Genomic DNA, 13,709 nt, shown 5'->3' with positions numbered 1-13,709 from the left:
ACCCACCCGGGCTGGCGGCCATGAACCCGGAACCCGGAACCCGGAACCCGGAACCCGCGCGTCCGGCGCTTTCGCGATTTCAGGTAGCATTGCCCGTTTGAAACGCCCCCGAACCGGAGTAAACCGATGAAACACGCATCGATCACCCTCGCCGCCGCGCTGTTGCTGGCCAATACCGCCTGGGCCAAGGAAGGCATGTGGACCCCCGACCAGCTGCCGCTGATCGCCGAGGACCTGCGCGAGACCGGGCTGGAACTGGACCCGAACAGCCTCACCCGGCTGACCGACTTTCCCATGGGCGCGGTGATCTCGCTCGGCGGCTGCACCGCCAGCTTCGTCTCGCCCGATGGCCTGGTCGTGACCAATCACCACTGCGCGCGCGGCTCCATCCAGTACAACGCCACGTCCGAGAAGAACTACCTGGAAGAGGGCTTCCTGGCCGAGAGCCTGGACGCCGAACTGCCGGCCGCCCCGGGCACGCGCGTGTACGTCACCGTGGCGGTCAAGAACGTCACCGACCGCATCCGCCAGGGCATCAACGCCGACATGAGCGGCCGGTCCATATACGAGACCATCGACGCGCGCGAGAAGGAACTCATCGCCGAGTGCGAACAGCAGCCCGGCCATCGCTGCCAGGTCGCCAGCTTCCACGGCGGACTCGAGTACAAGCTGATCGACCGCCTGGAAATCCAGGACGTGCGCCTGGTCTACGGCCCGGCCGACAGCATCGGCAAGTACGGCGGTGATGTCGACAACTGGATGTGGCCGCGCCATACCGGCGACTTCGCCTTCTACCGCGCCTACGTCGGCCCCGACGGCGAGCCCGCCGAGCATTCCGAAGACAACGTGCCCTTCGAGCCCGAGCACTACCTGAAAGTATCCAGCGCCGGCCTCGACGAGGGCGATTTCGTGATGGCCGCCGGCTACCCCGGCTCCACCCAGCGCTACACGCGCCTGCCGGAAGTGACCAACACCTTCGAATGGCGCTACCCCAAGACCATCGAGATGTTCGAAGGCTGGATCTCGACCATCGAGGAAGCCGCCCCGGAAGGATCGGACGCGCGCATCAAGTACGAGAGCCTGCTTGCCGGTCTCAACAACTACCACAAGAACTACGGCGGCCAGATCGAGGGCGCGCGCCGCGTCGGCCTGGTCGAGCGCCGCCGCCAGCGCGAGGAAGCGCTCAGTGACTGGATCGAGGCCGAAGCCCCCGACGAGGGCTATGACGAGACGCTGGAAAAACTCGACGCCCTGAGCGAAGAATCGGCCCAGGCCGCGCGCGACGACTGGTACTACGACAACGCCACGCGCTCGAGCCTGCTCTCGGCCGCGCAGCGCCTGTATCGCCTGTCGAGGGAGCGCCAGAAGCCCGACGCCGAACGCGAGTCCGGCTACCAGGAACGCGACATGGCCTTTTTCAAGCAAAGCATGCAGGCGATCGAGCGCCGCTACGACCCGGCCGTCGACAAGGCCGTGTGGATGCATTTTCTCGAGCAGTACATGAGCGCGCCCGAGACGGCCCGGGTGGACGCCCTGGACGAGGCCCTCGACCTGCCCGAGGACTGGGACGCCGAACAGGTCGGCAAGACCCTCGACCGCCTCTACGCCGAAACCGAGCTGGGCGATGTCGAGCGGCGCCTGGAACTGATGGACGCCGACCCGGAAACCCTCGACAACAGCGAAGACCCCTTCATCCAGCTCGCCGCGGCACTCTACGACCAGCAGATGAAGCTCGAGCGCGATTCCGAGGACCGCGCCGGTCGCATGCAGATCCTGCGCCCGGACTACATGGAAGCGATCATCGCCTGGCAGGAAGACCAGGGTTACGCCGCCTACCCCGATGCCAACTCCACCCTGCGCATCACCTACGGCACGGTGCTGGGCGGCTCGCCCAAGGACGGCCTGATCTACGAGCCCTTCACCACCCTGGAAGGCATCCTGGCCAAGAACACCGGCGAAGAACCCTTCAACGCCCCCGAACGCCAGCTCGAGCTGATCCGCGAAGGCGACTACGGGCCCTACGAACTGGAGTCCATCGGCTCGGTCCCGGTCAACTTCCTCTCCGACCTGGATTCGACCGGCGGCAACTCCGGCTCGGCCACCCTCAATGCCAGGGGCGAGCTCGTCGGCCTGCTGTTCGACGGCACCATCGAGTCGGTCAATTCCGACTGGGACTTCGACCCGGCCACCACCCGCACCATCCACGTCGACACCCGCTACATGCTGTGGGTGATGGACAAGGTCGACGGTGCCGATGCCCTGATCGAGGAAATGGAGCTGGTCGAGTAAAGCGAAAAAGGATCAAGATGCGTTGCGCTGGCGCTCCACGCATCCTACGGTCGGCCTGCCCGGATCGTCCTGGGCCGCAGCTTCGTAGGATGCGTGGAGGCCAAAGGCCGGAACGCATCATTGCCTGTCAGCCGCCCTCCATCCGCTGCAGCCTCTGGCGGGCACCCTGCACGATCGCGTCGGCAAGGTCTCCGGGAAAGTCGGCCGGCATGGCGCCGAGGGCGCGCTCGAAAGCCGGGTCGAATCCCGAGCCGAGGGATTCGAAGACTTCTTCCAGATCACTTTCCGGCACGCTGGTGGCTCGGGCGCTCTGACGGAAATGCCGCGGCAGGATCTCGTCCATGACGTAATGCCGGTTGTCCCCGACCGCCATGGCCATCTTGAAGTCATTCCGACGAAGCTTTCCGGCCGCGTAGGCTGGCTGAACGGACATGACGTCATACAAGGGCGTCATCCGGTACCGCCCACCCGCCGTCAGGAAGATACTGAAGTTCTTGGCATGGCCGTCGGGTGCGCCCAGCAACCAGAAGACGATCTGGGCTTTGAGGAATCGCTGGCGATCCCGTTGCGGATCGTCGCTGCCGCCGAGCAGATCCAGGCACTCCCGGAGACCTGGTCCGCCGTCGCGGTTGTACTTTCGAGTCGGCGGTACGGAAAGCGCCTGGCAGAAGTCTTCCTGTGGCACTCGAAGGAGCCGCTCGTCTCTGGTCTTCAATCGGTCGAATCGTTCAACGGAGAGAACGCGGACATCCTCGAAGTCCAGCACTTCAGTCGTGGCTGACTCCAGTCCCAACTCTCTGCACAGCGTCAAACAGAAGTGCTCGTTTTCGACGCTCCTGCGCATGTCGAGACCATTCCCCAGCTCACCGAGCTGTGGCTTCAGGATATGAGTGGTTGGCGTCGAACCTTCGGGGCGGCACCAGCCCCGATGCCAGAGCAGGGCCGTTTTCTCTTGTGCGCCGGCAATGGAAATGCGGACCTCGCGCTCGCCGTCCGCTCGTATTCCCAGGGGTGCGGTGGGCAGGTCGCGGATCGTCTCGGCCACATCGGCGTCGCTGAGCGAAGCGCAGCGAGGCGCCCCCGGCGCGACCATTTCGTCGCTTTCGGGTAAAAACTGAAGCGCGCCCACGCAATCACGCCCGATCTTGTCCAGAAGACTGAATGCGTCGGTTCCATCCGCCCCGACGCGTTCGGCAACGATCCTGCGGATTTCGTCGTTGTCGGGCAGCAGGTTGTCGAAGTACGCCGAAACCACGCTACCGCTGTAGCGTTCTTCCCGCAGCGGCAGTGACAGGGAGACAGGAATCGAGCGCCGGTCATCGGCGAGCCAATCGGAATCGTAGGCGAAGGTAATCGCGCCGGTGGCGGCCCGATCCAATACCCCGACGCGCCGCCCGTTCAGGGCCACCTGGAGTCTGCTGCCTTTTCGTCGCCGAGGCATCAGAACAGGTCCGCAATCTCGTCGTGTGAGCCCTTGCTGCGCGGCTGAATCGCGATCTCCAGCTCCAGGGCCCGAAGCAGGTCCATCACGGTTCGGAGCTTCATCGTCTCGAGCCCGTTTTCTACTTGCGAAATGGTGCCCTGGCGAAGACCCGCCCGTGCGGCGAGGTCTCTTTGCGTGAGTCCGAGCTCACGCCTGCGGCGCCGCAATGCCACGCCCAGGGACTTTGGTGATCGAACGATTTCCACCATGGCCCGCCTCCTGATATCCCGCTGATACGCTGGAGCGCATAAAGCAGGAATATACGCCACAGCGCATAGACTGTCAATATGCGCTACAGCGTATAGAAATTGTTTATGCGTCAGGCGTCGGCGTTCAGATAGGCCGTGACTCCCCGAGACGGACGAATGGTTAAGCCAACATACCCGCGCCCGAACACGCCCGCAATTGTCCGCTGGAGCGTCGATCGGGGTCGCATCCCCGACGGACAACCGTACAGTCATCTCACAAACATTATCAATTCCAGCGATGTTGATAATCTTTGGGTATTGGCTTTACAATGATTATCACTTTTCAAGAAATTGATAATCATGGCCTTCCCTCCCCCTCCCAACTGGCGACGGCGGTTTACGGCACACAGGGACCGGCTGCTCGAGCTTCTTGCCGAGGGCAGCGTCGGGCCGCTGCCGGACGGGCAGTATTTCCACTGGGACAAGCTGCGCCACCGCACGCCTCCAGGCGGCCTGTCGCCGGAAGACTGGTGGGCTGCCGTCAAGGCGGCGCGCTGGCCGTTGCGTAAATCGGTGCCGCTGCACGACCTTCGGGGAACGGCTTTTCACTACTGCCCGGTCGAGCCGATCCAGGAACAACTCCACCGCATCGACAGCAGCCTGGCCGGCCGAATCGGCACATTCGATTTGATTGCCACCGGCGCCCAGCGCGATCGCTACCTGGTGTCGTCGCTGATCGAAGAAGCCATCACCTCCAGCCAGCTCGAAGGCGCGGCCACGACCCGCAGGGTGGCCGTCGACATGCTGCGCAGCGGTCGGCGACCACGCGACCACGACGAGCGCATGATCTTCAACAACTACCAGGCTATGGCGACCATTCGCGAGTGGCGCGATCGCCCGTTCAGCCCCGAACTCGTCCTGCAGCTGCACCGCCAGGTGACCGAGGAAACGCTCGACGATCCGGACAGCGCGGGACGGCTGCAGACCGAAGACGAAGAGCGCGTGGAAGTGCGGGACAACCGCACCCGGGAACTCCTGCACCGACCGCCGCCGGCAAACGTACTGCCCGAGCGCCTGGAGGAACTGTGCGAGTTCGCCAACCGGACCCTGACCGGCCAGGAATTCCTGCACCCGGTCATCCACGCCATGGTTCTCCATTTCTGGCTGGCCTGGGATCATCCCTTCGTCGACGGCAACGGTCGCACCGCCCGGGCGCTGTTCTACTGGAAGATGCTGCAGTCCGACTACTGGCTGTTCGAGTTCATCTCGATCTCGACCATCCTCCGGCAGGCCCCGGCCAGGTACAAACGCGCCTTCCTGCGAACCGAAACCGACGACAACGACCTGACCTACTTCCTGCTCCACCAGCTCGAAGTCGTCAGCCGGGCCATGGAAGCGCTCGATGCCTACCTGCGGCGCAAAACCGAAGAAGTACAGGCCGTTGAGCGCAAACTGAAGACGCGCGTGCCCCTGAACCACCGCCAGCTCGCGTTGCTCAGCCACGCCCTGCGCAACCCGCGCGCGGAGTACACCTTCGGCTCGCACCAGCGCAGCCACGATGTCGCCTACGCGACGGCAAGAAGCGACCTCCTCGAGCTCGCCGAACTGGGGTTCCTGGATCAATCCGCCCCCGGCCGCAAACCAATCCGCTTCTTTGCCCCCGACGACCTGACTCGCAGAATCGAAGCCGATGCGGCCCAAACGTAGGATGCGTGGAGGCCAAAGGCCGGAACGCATCAGGACGACGTCCCAGCTCAGATCACACCCATCCACGCGCGTATAGAACTGAACTTGACCCGGAGCCGCATCCCCGACGTAAAACGCTATGATCCCCTGCGTGTTCTCGATACCAAAAGGCAGACCCATGCCGAAGCGCCAGCCCACCAAGTCTCCGCTCAAGGATCGCCCGGTGCGCGACGCCGGGCAGTCGCTGCGCGAGCAGCGCATTACGATTGCGCTGGACAAAGTGTCGGTTCCATTGATGTGGACCTTTCTGTTCGCGGCGCTCGCGGCTCAAGCCTGGTTCTACGAACTCGGCATCTCAGAGCCAAGCCCCTGGGCCTGGACGATTATTGCCGGGGCCGCCTTGATCTTCCTGGTCTATCGCCTGGCGAAGTACGTCCCCCTGGTCAAGCGCCTGAGACAGGCCGAAGCCGGCGAACGCGCTGTGGGCCAGTACCTGGAGCGCCTGCGCGAACAGGGCTACCAGGTCTTCCATGACGTGGTGGGAGAGGGCTTCAACGTCGACCACGTCCTGATCGGCCCGGCCGGCGTCTTTACCGTCGAAACCAAGACCTGGAGCAAACCCGCGAAAGGCGAAGCCAAACTCCGTTTCGACGGACAGAAAATCACAAAGGCTGGCTTCGAGCCCGAGCGCAATCCCGTCATTCAGGCGCGCGCCCAGTCGTCCTGGCTATCAACCCTTCTTGAAGAAACCACCGGCAAGCGCATCGACGTCCGGCCGGTGATTGTCTTTCCCGGCTGGTACATCGAATCCGAGCAGGGCGCCTCCCGAGGTATTTGGGTGCTCAACCCCAAGGCCCTGCCCAAGTTTCTCGACGCTTCTGAGAAAACCCTGTCTCAGTCGGATATCAAGCTGTACAGCTACCACCTTTCGCGCATCGTGAGAGTCCGCGAGGCCGAGCGGGGCACCCATGCTTGAGCGCTGTGGAGCTTCAGGTCCTTGTTGTCGACGCTAATCGACCTTGCTTGTTTCGGATATTTCGAATAAATTGAGGGTCAGAAAGGGTAGGAACCCGCAGGGGAAGGATGAGATGAGTCACGCCGAGCACAACAATGATCTCCCGAGCCCGGAAACCGTCAGCCTGGCGCGGCAGAGCGCAGCGGCTCTCAGTCGGCTGCTGCGAGAACGCCCGGAGAGCGATCGCGCCAGAGTTCAGCTGGACGGGGAAGAGTTGATCCTGCCCCGCAGCGCCATGGCGCTACTGCGAGACCTGCTGGCCGAGATGGCTCAGGGCCATGCTGTCACCACTATTCCCGTGCATGCCGAACTGACCACCCAGCAAGCGGCAGACATGCTGAATGTTTCGCGTCCCTTCCTGGTGAAGCTACTCGAAAATGAAGAAATACCGTACAGCAGGGTGGGTACCCATCGGCGGGTGCGCTTGAAGGATCTGCTCGATTACAAGCAACAGCGCGAGCGGAGTTCGGAAGATGCGCTACAGAAACTCGCTGACCAGGCTCAGGATCTGGATATGGGATACTGAGAGTGCGCTTTGTCGTCGTCTACGACGTCTGCGTTCTCTATCCTGCGCCATTGCGTGACTTCCTCATTCGGTTGGCGACCACCGGACTCTTTGCCGCCCGCTGGACCCGACAAATCCATGAAGAGTGGATGCGCAATTTGCTGGCCGAGCGTACTGACCTGTCAGAGGAGCAGTTGCAGCGAACGCGGGCGCTGATGGATATGGCAATACCGGATTGCCTACCGGCAACCGCCGATAGGCTCCGAGAATTCGAGCGGCTCATCTGACGAACACAGAAGCCACAGGATCACCAGAGTGAAGCCCCCCAAAAGATCCCCCGAATGGCCCGACCTGGCCGAATTCAAACACCAGTTCCGCCAATTCGTCGCCGACCGCGACTGGGCCCAGTTCCACTCGCCCAAGAACCTGGCCATGGCGCTGGCCGGAGAAGCCGGCGAACTCCTCGAACTGTTCCAGTGGCTGACCCAGGAAGAAAGCCGCAACCTGCCCGACGACGCCAAACAGGCCGTCGCCCATGAAATCGCCGACATCCAGATTTACCTGGCCGCCATCTCCGACCGCTTAGGCATCGACATCGGCCCGGCGGTGGCCGAGAAGATGAAGCTCAATGCCGAGAAGTACCCGGCCGACCTGGCGCGGGGAACGGCCCTGAAGTACAGTCGATTGAAGAAGGGCTAAGCAGTTGGGGGCGGATTGTGACTAACCGCTACGACGCTTCAGGCAGCCAGTCCGAATTCCAGCCTGGATCGGAAGGGAAGGTGCTTGGAATCTACCGAGTCTTGGCAGCAGCCAGCGTCACGTGACGCCCACGGAGCTGGCCGTTCTTGAGCTTGCACTCGAGCGCCTTCACGCTCTGACCCGTCTCTATGGCCGTAGAGCTGGCCACGGCTCGACGAATCTCAGAGCGAGTTGCCTTGACGCGAGATTTTCGATGGGGAAGCGAGGCCATCGGCTTTGGTCGGCTAAGACTGAATAACCATATTAGCAGGTGGGACAGCCAGCACTCACTCCCCGTCCGTCTGTCGCCCCGCCATGTCATGCAAAAAGGCAACAGCGCTCCGCATCGCCCCACCACGGGTGAGAAAAGAAGTGACATGCCCGCGCAGACGCATCCGGTACAGCTCGGCGTGTACGCCGTGTTCGAGCAGCGCCTCGTACAACACCCGGGCGTGCTCGTAGGGCACCGTTTGATCCAGCGTCCCGTGAAAGAGGAAAAACGGCGGCGCATCGGCATGCACGTGCGTGATCGGCGAGGCCGCCCGGTAGGCTTCCGGCGCCTCGTCCTGCGTGGCACCCATGAGCTGCCGCAGCAGCTTGCCGCCCGAGAACAGGTCGAAATCCGACGGAATCCCGCCGACCACCACCGCAAAATACCCGTCGTCCTCCGGCCCGTACTCGGCATTCAGCGATGAGTCCGTACCCGCGACCAGCCCGGCCAGCGCCACCAGGTGCGCCCCGGACGAAAACCCCAACCCGGCAATCCGGTCAGGATCGATCCGCAGCCGCGAGGCCTCCTCCCGCATCCACCGATGCGCGACCTGCACATCGTGAAGCTGGGCCGGAAAGCGATACTCGGGCGCAAATCGATAGTCGATATTGACCGCCACGAACCCATGATCCGCCAGCCGGCGGGAAATGCTCGTCATATCCTCCCGACTACGCCGCTCCCAGCCCCCACCGTGGACCACCAACACCGCCGGCCACGCCGCCGGACTGCCATCGGGACTATCGCCGTCCGGAATATAGACATCGGCATACAGCGCCTGCGGCCAGTCCGGCGGCGAGAAACGCTGATCGGCCAGCACCACATGGCCCTTGTTCGGCAACGAAATGTCACGCCCGGGGTCGGTGAGATGCCGCGCACAGCCGACCAGCACCAGACAGGCCAGCAGCGCGATCGTGAAAGCAATCGAGTTGGTCATGAGGGACATCATGGCCACACCCTGGTGACGGCGCAATCAAGGGGTCCGGCGAAGAATGCCCAGAATCCGAACTCAACCAGCAAGTGGGCCGCCGGCTTGTTGGCAACCGTTCAACCATGGATACTGACCCCATGGCTAACGGAGACTGCCCCTTCTGCGAGCCCGATCCTGACCAGGTGTTCCACGAGGACGAGCACGTGCTCGCCCTTTGGGACCGCTATCCCGTCAGCCCGGGCCACGCACTGATCGTTCCCCGCCGACACGTCGCTGGCTGGTTCGAGGCATCGCCGACCGAGCAGCTGGCCGTGGTTGCGGCGCTCCCCGTGGTGCGAGAGAAGATCGAGCGCGCGCACCAGCCCGATGGCTGGAACATCGGCATCAACTCGGGCGAGGCCGCTGGTCAAACGATCTTCCATTTGCACGTCCACCTGATCCCGCGTTACAAGGGCGATCACGACGATCCTAGGGGCGGGGTGCGCCACGTGATTCCTAAGAAGGCCAACTACTGGGGGAAATGATCGGCTATGGGCCTGCTGGACTACGAGCGTCGCTTCTCAAAGCTGAATATGAATGCGGCCGGTGGGCGAAAGAGCCCGCATAAGGTAGCCATGCTGCTGGCGGTGATCAACGGCATTCAGTCCGGCGAGATCACCGACAACCGCATCTTTTTCAGCAAGGCGCTGCGAGACCGGTTCAAGGGGTATCTCGACCAGTTCGCCGAGGAATCGGATCGCAATAACCCGCATCTCCCCTTCTTCCATCTCCGCAGTGAGGGCTTCTGGCATCACCAGATCAAGCCGGGTGGTCGCGCCGAGTACGCCACACTCAGCAATGCAAGCGGCCCCGGCGTGATCGAACGATGCATTCAGTACGCCCACCTCGATGACGAGCTGTTCGAGCTGCTCGGCAACTCCCTCGCCGCCGAACTACTCCGGCAAGCCCTGCTCACCAATCTTGATGACGCCGGGCGCGAGGAAATCCTGCGCTCGGCCAGGGGCTGGGACTGGCTCGAGTGCGAACTCATCGTCCAGGACTACCTGGCAATGCTCAACCAGGATATTCGAGGCGAGCCGTACAAAAAGGCAGAGCACCGAAAGCGGCTGCGGACCAGGCTCAACAATCGCAGTGAAGGCTCGATAGAGTACAAGCACCAGAACATCAGCGCTGTCCTTCTAGAGCTGGGTCTGCCCTACATTCCAGGCTACAAGCCGGCATTCAACTACCAGCAGCAGCTCAAGCAGGCCGTGCTCGCCCACATCGCTCGTGATCCCGCGGAATTCGACGAACTCACCCAGGGCGCAGAAGCTGAACCCGCGCCACCCAATCCGGAGAAGGTCGACTGGTCGAGCGTGTTTGATCCCGACCCGCCCGAGCGTCTGACGGACTACAAGCGGCCGGATCGTCGTTATCTTGGCCGCAAGATCGATTTCGCCACGCGCGAGCGCCTGAATCGCGCCCTGGGCGAAAGCGGCGAACGGTTTGCGCTGGAATTCGAGCGTTATCGGCTCACTCAGAGCGGCCGCCCGGACCTTGCCGAAGAAGTGAAGTGGTCCAGCCGGGAAGAAGGCGATGGACTCGGCTTCGACATCCGCTCATTCGACCCGGACTACGAAAAGGAGCTGTTCGTCGAGGTCAAAACCACCAACTCCGGCAAATACCAGCCCTTCCTGATCAGCGAAAACGAGCGCGCATTCTCCAACGAGCGGGCTTCGAGCTACCGCCTCTACCGGATCTACGAGTTCCGTCGCCGACCCAGGCTCTTCGTGCTCCCCGGCGCCGTCGAGGGCCATGTGCACCTGCTGCCCCAGCAATACCGCGCAGTATTCGGTGACTAGCCCCCGCTCACGGTTGGTCCAGGCGACGGCGTTGCGAGATTCCCCTCAGATCGTCATACTCCCAGCGTTGGTTCGCGGGCGCGAAAGGGGCGGTAAGTGATTGATTTCACGATTTTCCAGAGCCCGACCCTATTTTACAACGGCGCCACCGCTGATGCTCCGAGGCCGCTAGCCTCTCTAACCTAAGCGGAAGAAAACACGGAATAATGACCGAAAACTTCAGCCAAACCGCCAGTTTCCTCTGGTCCGTCGCCGACCTGCTTCGTGGCGATTTCAAACAGTCCCAGTACGGCCGCATCATCCTGCCGTTCACGCTGCTTCGCCGGCTCGAGTGTGTGCTGGCGCCGACCAAGCAGGCCGTCCTCGACGAGGCCAAGCGCCTGGAGGGCGAAGATCTGCCGCAGGGCCCCTTCCTGCGCAAGGCCGCCGATCTGCCGTTCTACAACACCTCGCCGATGGACCTGAGCAAGCTGGGTGAGACGCAGATCCTGGACAACCTGGACACCTACATCCAGAGCTTTAGTCCCGAAGCCCGCGAGATTTTCGACAAGTTCAAATTCCATGAATTTCTCGAGCGCCTGGACGACGCCAATCTGCTCTACAAGGTCGTCCAGCGCTTCGCGACCACCGACCTCAGCCCGGAAACCCATGACAACTACACCATGGGGCTGATCTTCGAGGAGCTAATCCGGCGCTTCGCCGAGTCCTCCAACGAGACCGCCGGGGAGCACTTCACGCCGCGCGACATCGTGCGCCTGACCACCGCGCTGATCTTCACCGACCAGCAGGAGAAGATCGCGCCCGGCAAGATCATCACCGTCTACGACCCCACCGCCGGCACCGGCGGCTTCCTGTCGGCCGGGGAGGAGTACATCACCTCCATCTCCTCAGGAGCGCGGGTGCGCGTTTTTGGTCAGGAACTCAACCCCGAGTCCTACGCCATCTGCATGGCCGACATGCTGGTCAAAGGCCACGAGATCAGCAATATCAAGCACGGCAACACGCTCTCAGACGATCAGCTGCCGGACCAGAAGTTCGACTTCATGCTCGCCAATCCACCCTTCGGTGTGGACTGGAAGAAGGTCAAGAAAGATGTCGAGGACGAGCACAAGCAAAAAGGCTTCACCGGGCGCTTTGGCCCCGGAACGCCACGCGTCTCCGATGGCTCGTTGCTGTTCCTGCTGCACCTGATCTCGAAAATGCGGCCCAAGGATGAGGGCGGCTCGCGCATCGGCATCATCCTTAACGGCTCGCCGCTGTTTACCGGCGGCGCCGGCTCGGGCGAGTCCGAGATCCGGCGCTATATCCTGGAGCACGACCTGCTAGAAGCTATCGTCGCGCTGCCCACTGACATGTTCTACAACACGGGCATCGCCACCTACGTCTGGGTGCTCTCGAACACCAAGGCCGACGAGCGCAAGAAGCAGGTCCAGCTCATCAACGCCACCGACCTGAGCGAGAAGATGCGCAAGTCTCTGGGCTCTAAGCGCAAATACCTTGACGAACACACCATCGACGACATCGTCCGCCTCTACGGCGAGTTCGAGGAAGGCGAGCGCTGCAAGATATTCCCGACTGAAGCCTTCGGCTTTCGCCGCATTACCGTCGAACGCCCATTGCAACTCGCCTTTTACCCCAAGGATGAGGATCGCCTGGCCGCCCTGCAGGCCGAGAAGACCTGGGAAAAGCTGGATGCCGACGACCAGCAGGCCCTGCTCGCCGCGCTGGGATCACTGCCGCAAGAAAAGTACCTGAGCCGAAGCGCCTTCCAAAAAGCCCTCAAGAACGCGCTGGGCGATATCAAGTTGTCCGCCGCCATGTTCAAGCCACTGGAAAGGAATCTTGGCGAGCACAACGAAGACGCCGAGATCTGCGTGAAGAAGGGCGAACCGGAACCCGATAGCGACCTACGCGACTACGAGAATGTGCCGCTCAGCGAGAGTATCCAGGTCTACTTCGAGCGCGAAGTGCTGCCGCATGTACCCAATGCCTGGATCGACGAGTCCAAGACCGACGAACAGGACGGGAAAGTCGGCATCGTCGGCTACGAGATTCCGTTCAATCGGCACTTCTACGAGTACCAGCCGCCGAGGCCGTTGGACGAGATTGATGCGGATCTGGATCGAGTGAGTGCGGAAATCATGGCGCTGCTGCGGGAGGTGCACGTTTGACTGCCATGCGCTCCTATTCCAATTACGCTGAAGCGGAAGGATCCGATTGGCTTCCTCCCTTGCCTTCACACTGGGCTTGGAAGCGTTTCGGCCGCATGTATAGGCGAGTAAAGCGCACAGGACACTCGCAAGAAGAGCTCCTGTCTGTCTATCGCGACTACGGAGTTATCCCGAAATCATCCAGAGATGACAACTTCAACAAGCCTTCTGAAGACCTTTCTCCCTACCAGTTGGTTTGCAACGGGGATGTGGTCCTCAACAAGATGAAGGCTTGGCAGGGTTCAATTGCGGTGTCCGATCTTCGAGGCATCGTAAGCCCGGCTTACTTCGTATACACGGCCAAGCCGCACCTTTACCAAACAGACTTGGAGCCCAGCTATGTCCACTACCTGCTTCGGTGTAAGGAGTATGCGACCCAGTACCTTCGCCGCTCAAAAGGAATCAGAGTAAATCAGTGGGACCTTGATCCAGATTATCTGCGACAACTAGAAATTAGCCTCTGTTGAATTTTGAGTGGGTATCATCGCCTCGGGACCCTGATTGGAGCCGGAGTGATGAGCGCACAGATTTTCGAAGCCGCCCTTGGCCTGACGC

The 13,709-nt window shown here is 62.0% G+C and carries 12 protein-coding genes; 9 read left to right on the top strand and 3 right to left on the bottom strand.

Features of this window, described 5'->3' with window-relative positions:
* Positions 1 to 126: 126 nt before the first annotated feature.
* A complete protein-coding gene (locus ACDC67_RS14025) occupies positions 127 to 2,289 on the top strand; it encodes a S46 family peptidase (protein ID WP_376694125.1) in 2,163 nt (720 codons plus the stop codon).
* Positions 2,290 to 2,416: 127 nt separating this feature from the next.
* Here the strand turns inward: ACDC67_RS14025 and ACDC67_RS14020 are convergent, their stop codons facing one another.
* Together ACDC67_RS14020 and ACDC67_RS14015 are read right to left on the bottom strand one after the other, a co-directional pair.
* Positions 2,417 to 3,730: a type II toxin-antitoxin system HipA family toxin gene (locus tag ACDC67_RS14020; RefSeq protein WP_376694123.1), complete on the bottom strand. Its 1,314-nt coding sequence runs from the start codon at positions 3,728 to 3,730 to the stop codon at positions 2,417 to 2,419.
* Positions 3,730 to 3,981 (bottom strand): helix-turn-helix domain-containing protein, encoded by a 252-nt coding sequence (locus ACDC67_RS14015; RefSeq protein ID WP_376694122.1) that lies wholly within the window; start codon positions 3,979 to 3,981, stop codon positions 3,730 to 3,732. The genes ACDC67_RS14020 and ACDC67_RS14015 overlap by 1 nt, the downstream gene beginning before the upstream one ends.
* A 339-nt stretch (positions 3,982 to 4,320) precedes the next feature.
* Between ACDC67_RS14015 and ACDC67_RS14010 the strand changes: the two genes are divergently transcribed.
* From ACDC67_RS14010 to ACDC67_RS13990, 5 genes are all read left to right on the top strand, one after another.
* Entirely contained in the window at positions 4,321 to 5,667 is a 1,347-nt protein-coding gene (locus ACDC67_RS14010; RefSeq protein WP_376694120.1) for a Fic family protein, read from the top strand.
* Positions 5,668 to 5,785: 118 nt separating this feature from the next.
* Positions 5,786 to 6,622: a nuclease-related domain-containing protein gene (locus tag ACDC67_RS14005; protein WP_376694119.1), complete on the top strand. Its 837-nt coding sequence runs from the start codon at positions 5,786 to 5,788 to the stop codon at positions 6,620 to 6,622.
* Between the two features lie 112 nt (positions 6,623 to 6,734).
* Complete coding sequence (locus tag ACDC67_RS14000) at positions 6,735 to 7,187, top strand: helix-turn-helix domain-containing protein (RefSeq protein ID WP_376694117.1); 453 nt, start codon at positions 6,735 to 6,737, stop codon at positions 7,185 to 7,187.
* A gap of 2 nt (positions 7,188 to 7,189) precedes the next feature.
* Complete coding sequence (locus ACDC67_RS13995; protein WP_376694116.1) at positions 7,190 to 7,453, top strand: hypothetical protein; 264 nt, start codon at positions 7,190 to 7,192, stop codon at positions 7,451 to 7,453.
* Positions 7,454 to 7,481: 28 nt separating this feature from the next.
* Positions 7,482 to 7,865 (top strand): nucleotide pyrophosphohydrolase, encoded by a 384-nt coding sequence (locus tag ACDC67_RS13990; protein ID WP_376694114.1) that lies wholly within the window; start codon positions 7,482 to 7,484, stop codon positions 7,863 to 7,865.
* 326 nt (positions 7,866 to 8,191) lie between these two features.
* On the opposite strand, the gene ACDC67_RS13985 is transcribed toward ACDC67_RS13990, so the two are convergent.
* Positions 8,192 to 9,109, bottom strand: a complete 918-nt coding sequence (locus ACDC67_RS13985) for an alpha/beta hydrolase fold domain-containing protein (protein WP_376694112.1) — start codon at positions 9,107 to 9,109, stop codon at positions 8,192 to 8,194.
* A 131-nt stretch (positions 9,110 to 9,240) separates the two neighbouring features.
* Between ACDC67_RS13985 and ACDC67_RS13980 the strand changes: the two genes are divergently transcribed.
* From ACDC67_RS13980 to ACDC67_RS13970, 3 genes are all read left to right on the top strand, one after another.
* Positions 9,241 to 9,627, top strand: a complete 387-nt coding sequence (locus ACDC67_RS13980; RefSeq protein WP_376694110.1) for an HIT family protein — start codon at positions 9,241 to 9,243, stop codon at positions 9,625 to 9,627.
* Positions 9,628 to 9,633: 6 nt separating this feature from the next.
* The gene (locus ACDC67_RS13975) at positions 9,634 to 10,944 is read left to right on the top strand and encodes a protein NO VEIN domain-containing protein (RefSeq protein ID WP_376694108.1); all 1,311 of its coding nucleotides are present in this window, start codon (positions 9,634 to 9,636) and stop codon (positions 10,942 to 10,944) included.
* Positions 10,945 to 11,147: 203 nt separating this feature from the next.
* Positions 11,148 to 13,115 (top strand): type I restriction-modification system subunit M, encoded by a 1,968-nt coding sequence (locus ACDC67_RS13970; RefSeq protein WP_376694184.1) that lies wholly within the window; start codon positions 11,148 to 11,150, stop codon positions 13,113 to 13,115.
* The last annotated feature ends 594 nt before the right edge of the window (positions 13,116 to 13,709 follow it).

Origin of the sequence: Wenzhouxiangella indolica, from assembly GCF_042310355.1 — a bacterium.
Classification (GTDB): domain Bacteria; phylum Pseudomonadota; class Gammaproteobacteria; order Xanthomonadales; family Wenzhouxiangellaceae; genus Wenzhouxiangella.
This window is presented reverse-complemented; position numbering and strand designations above follow the sequence as displayed.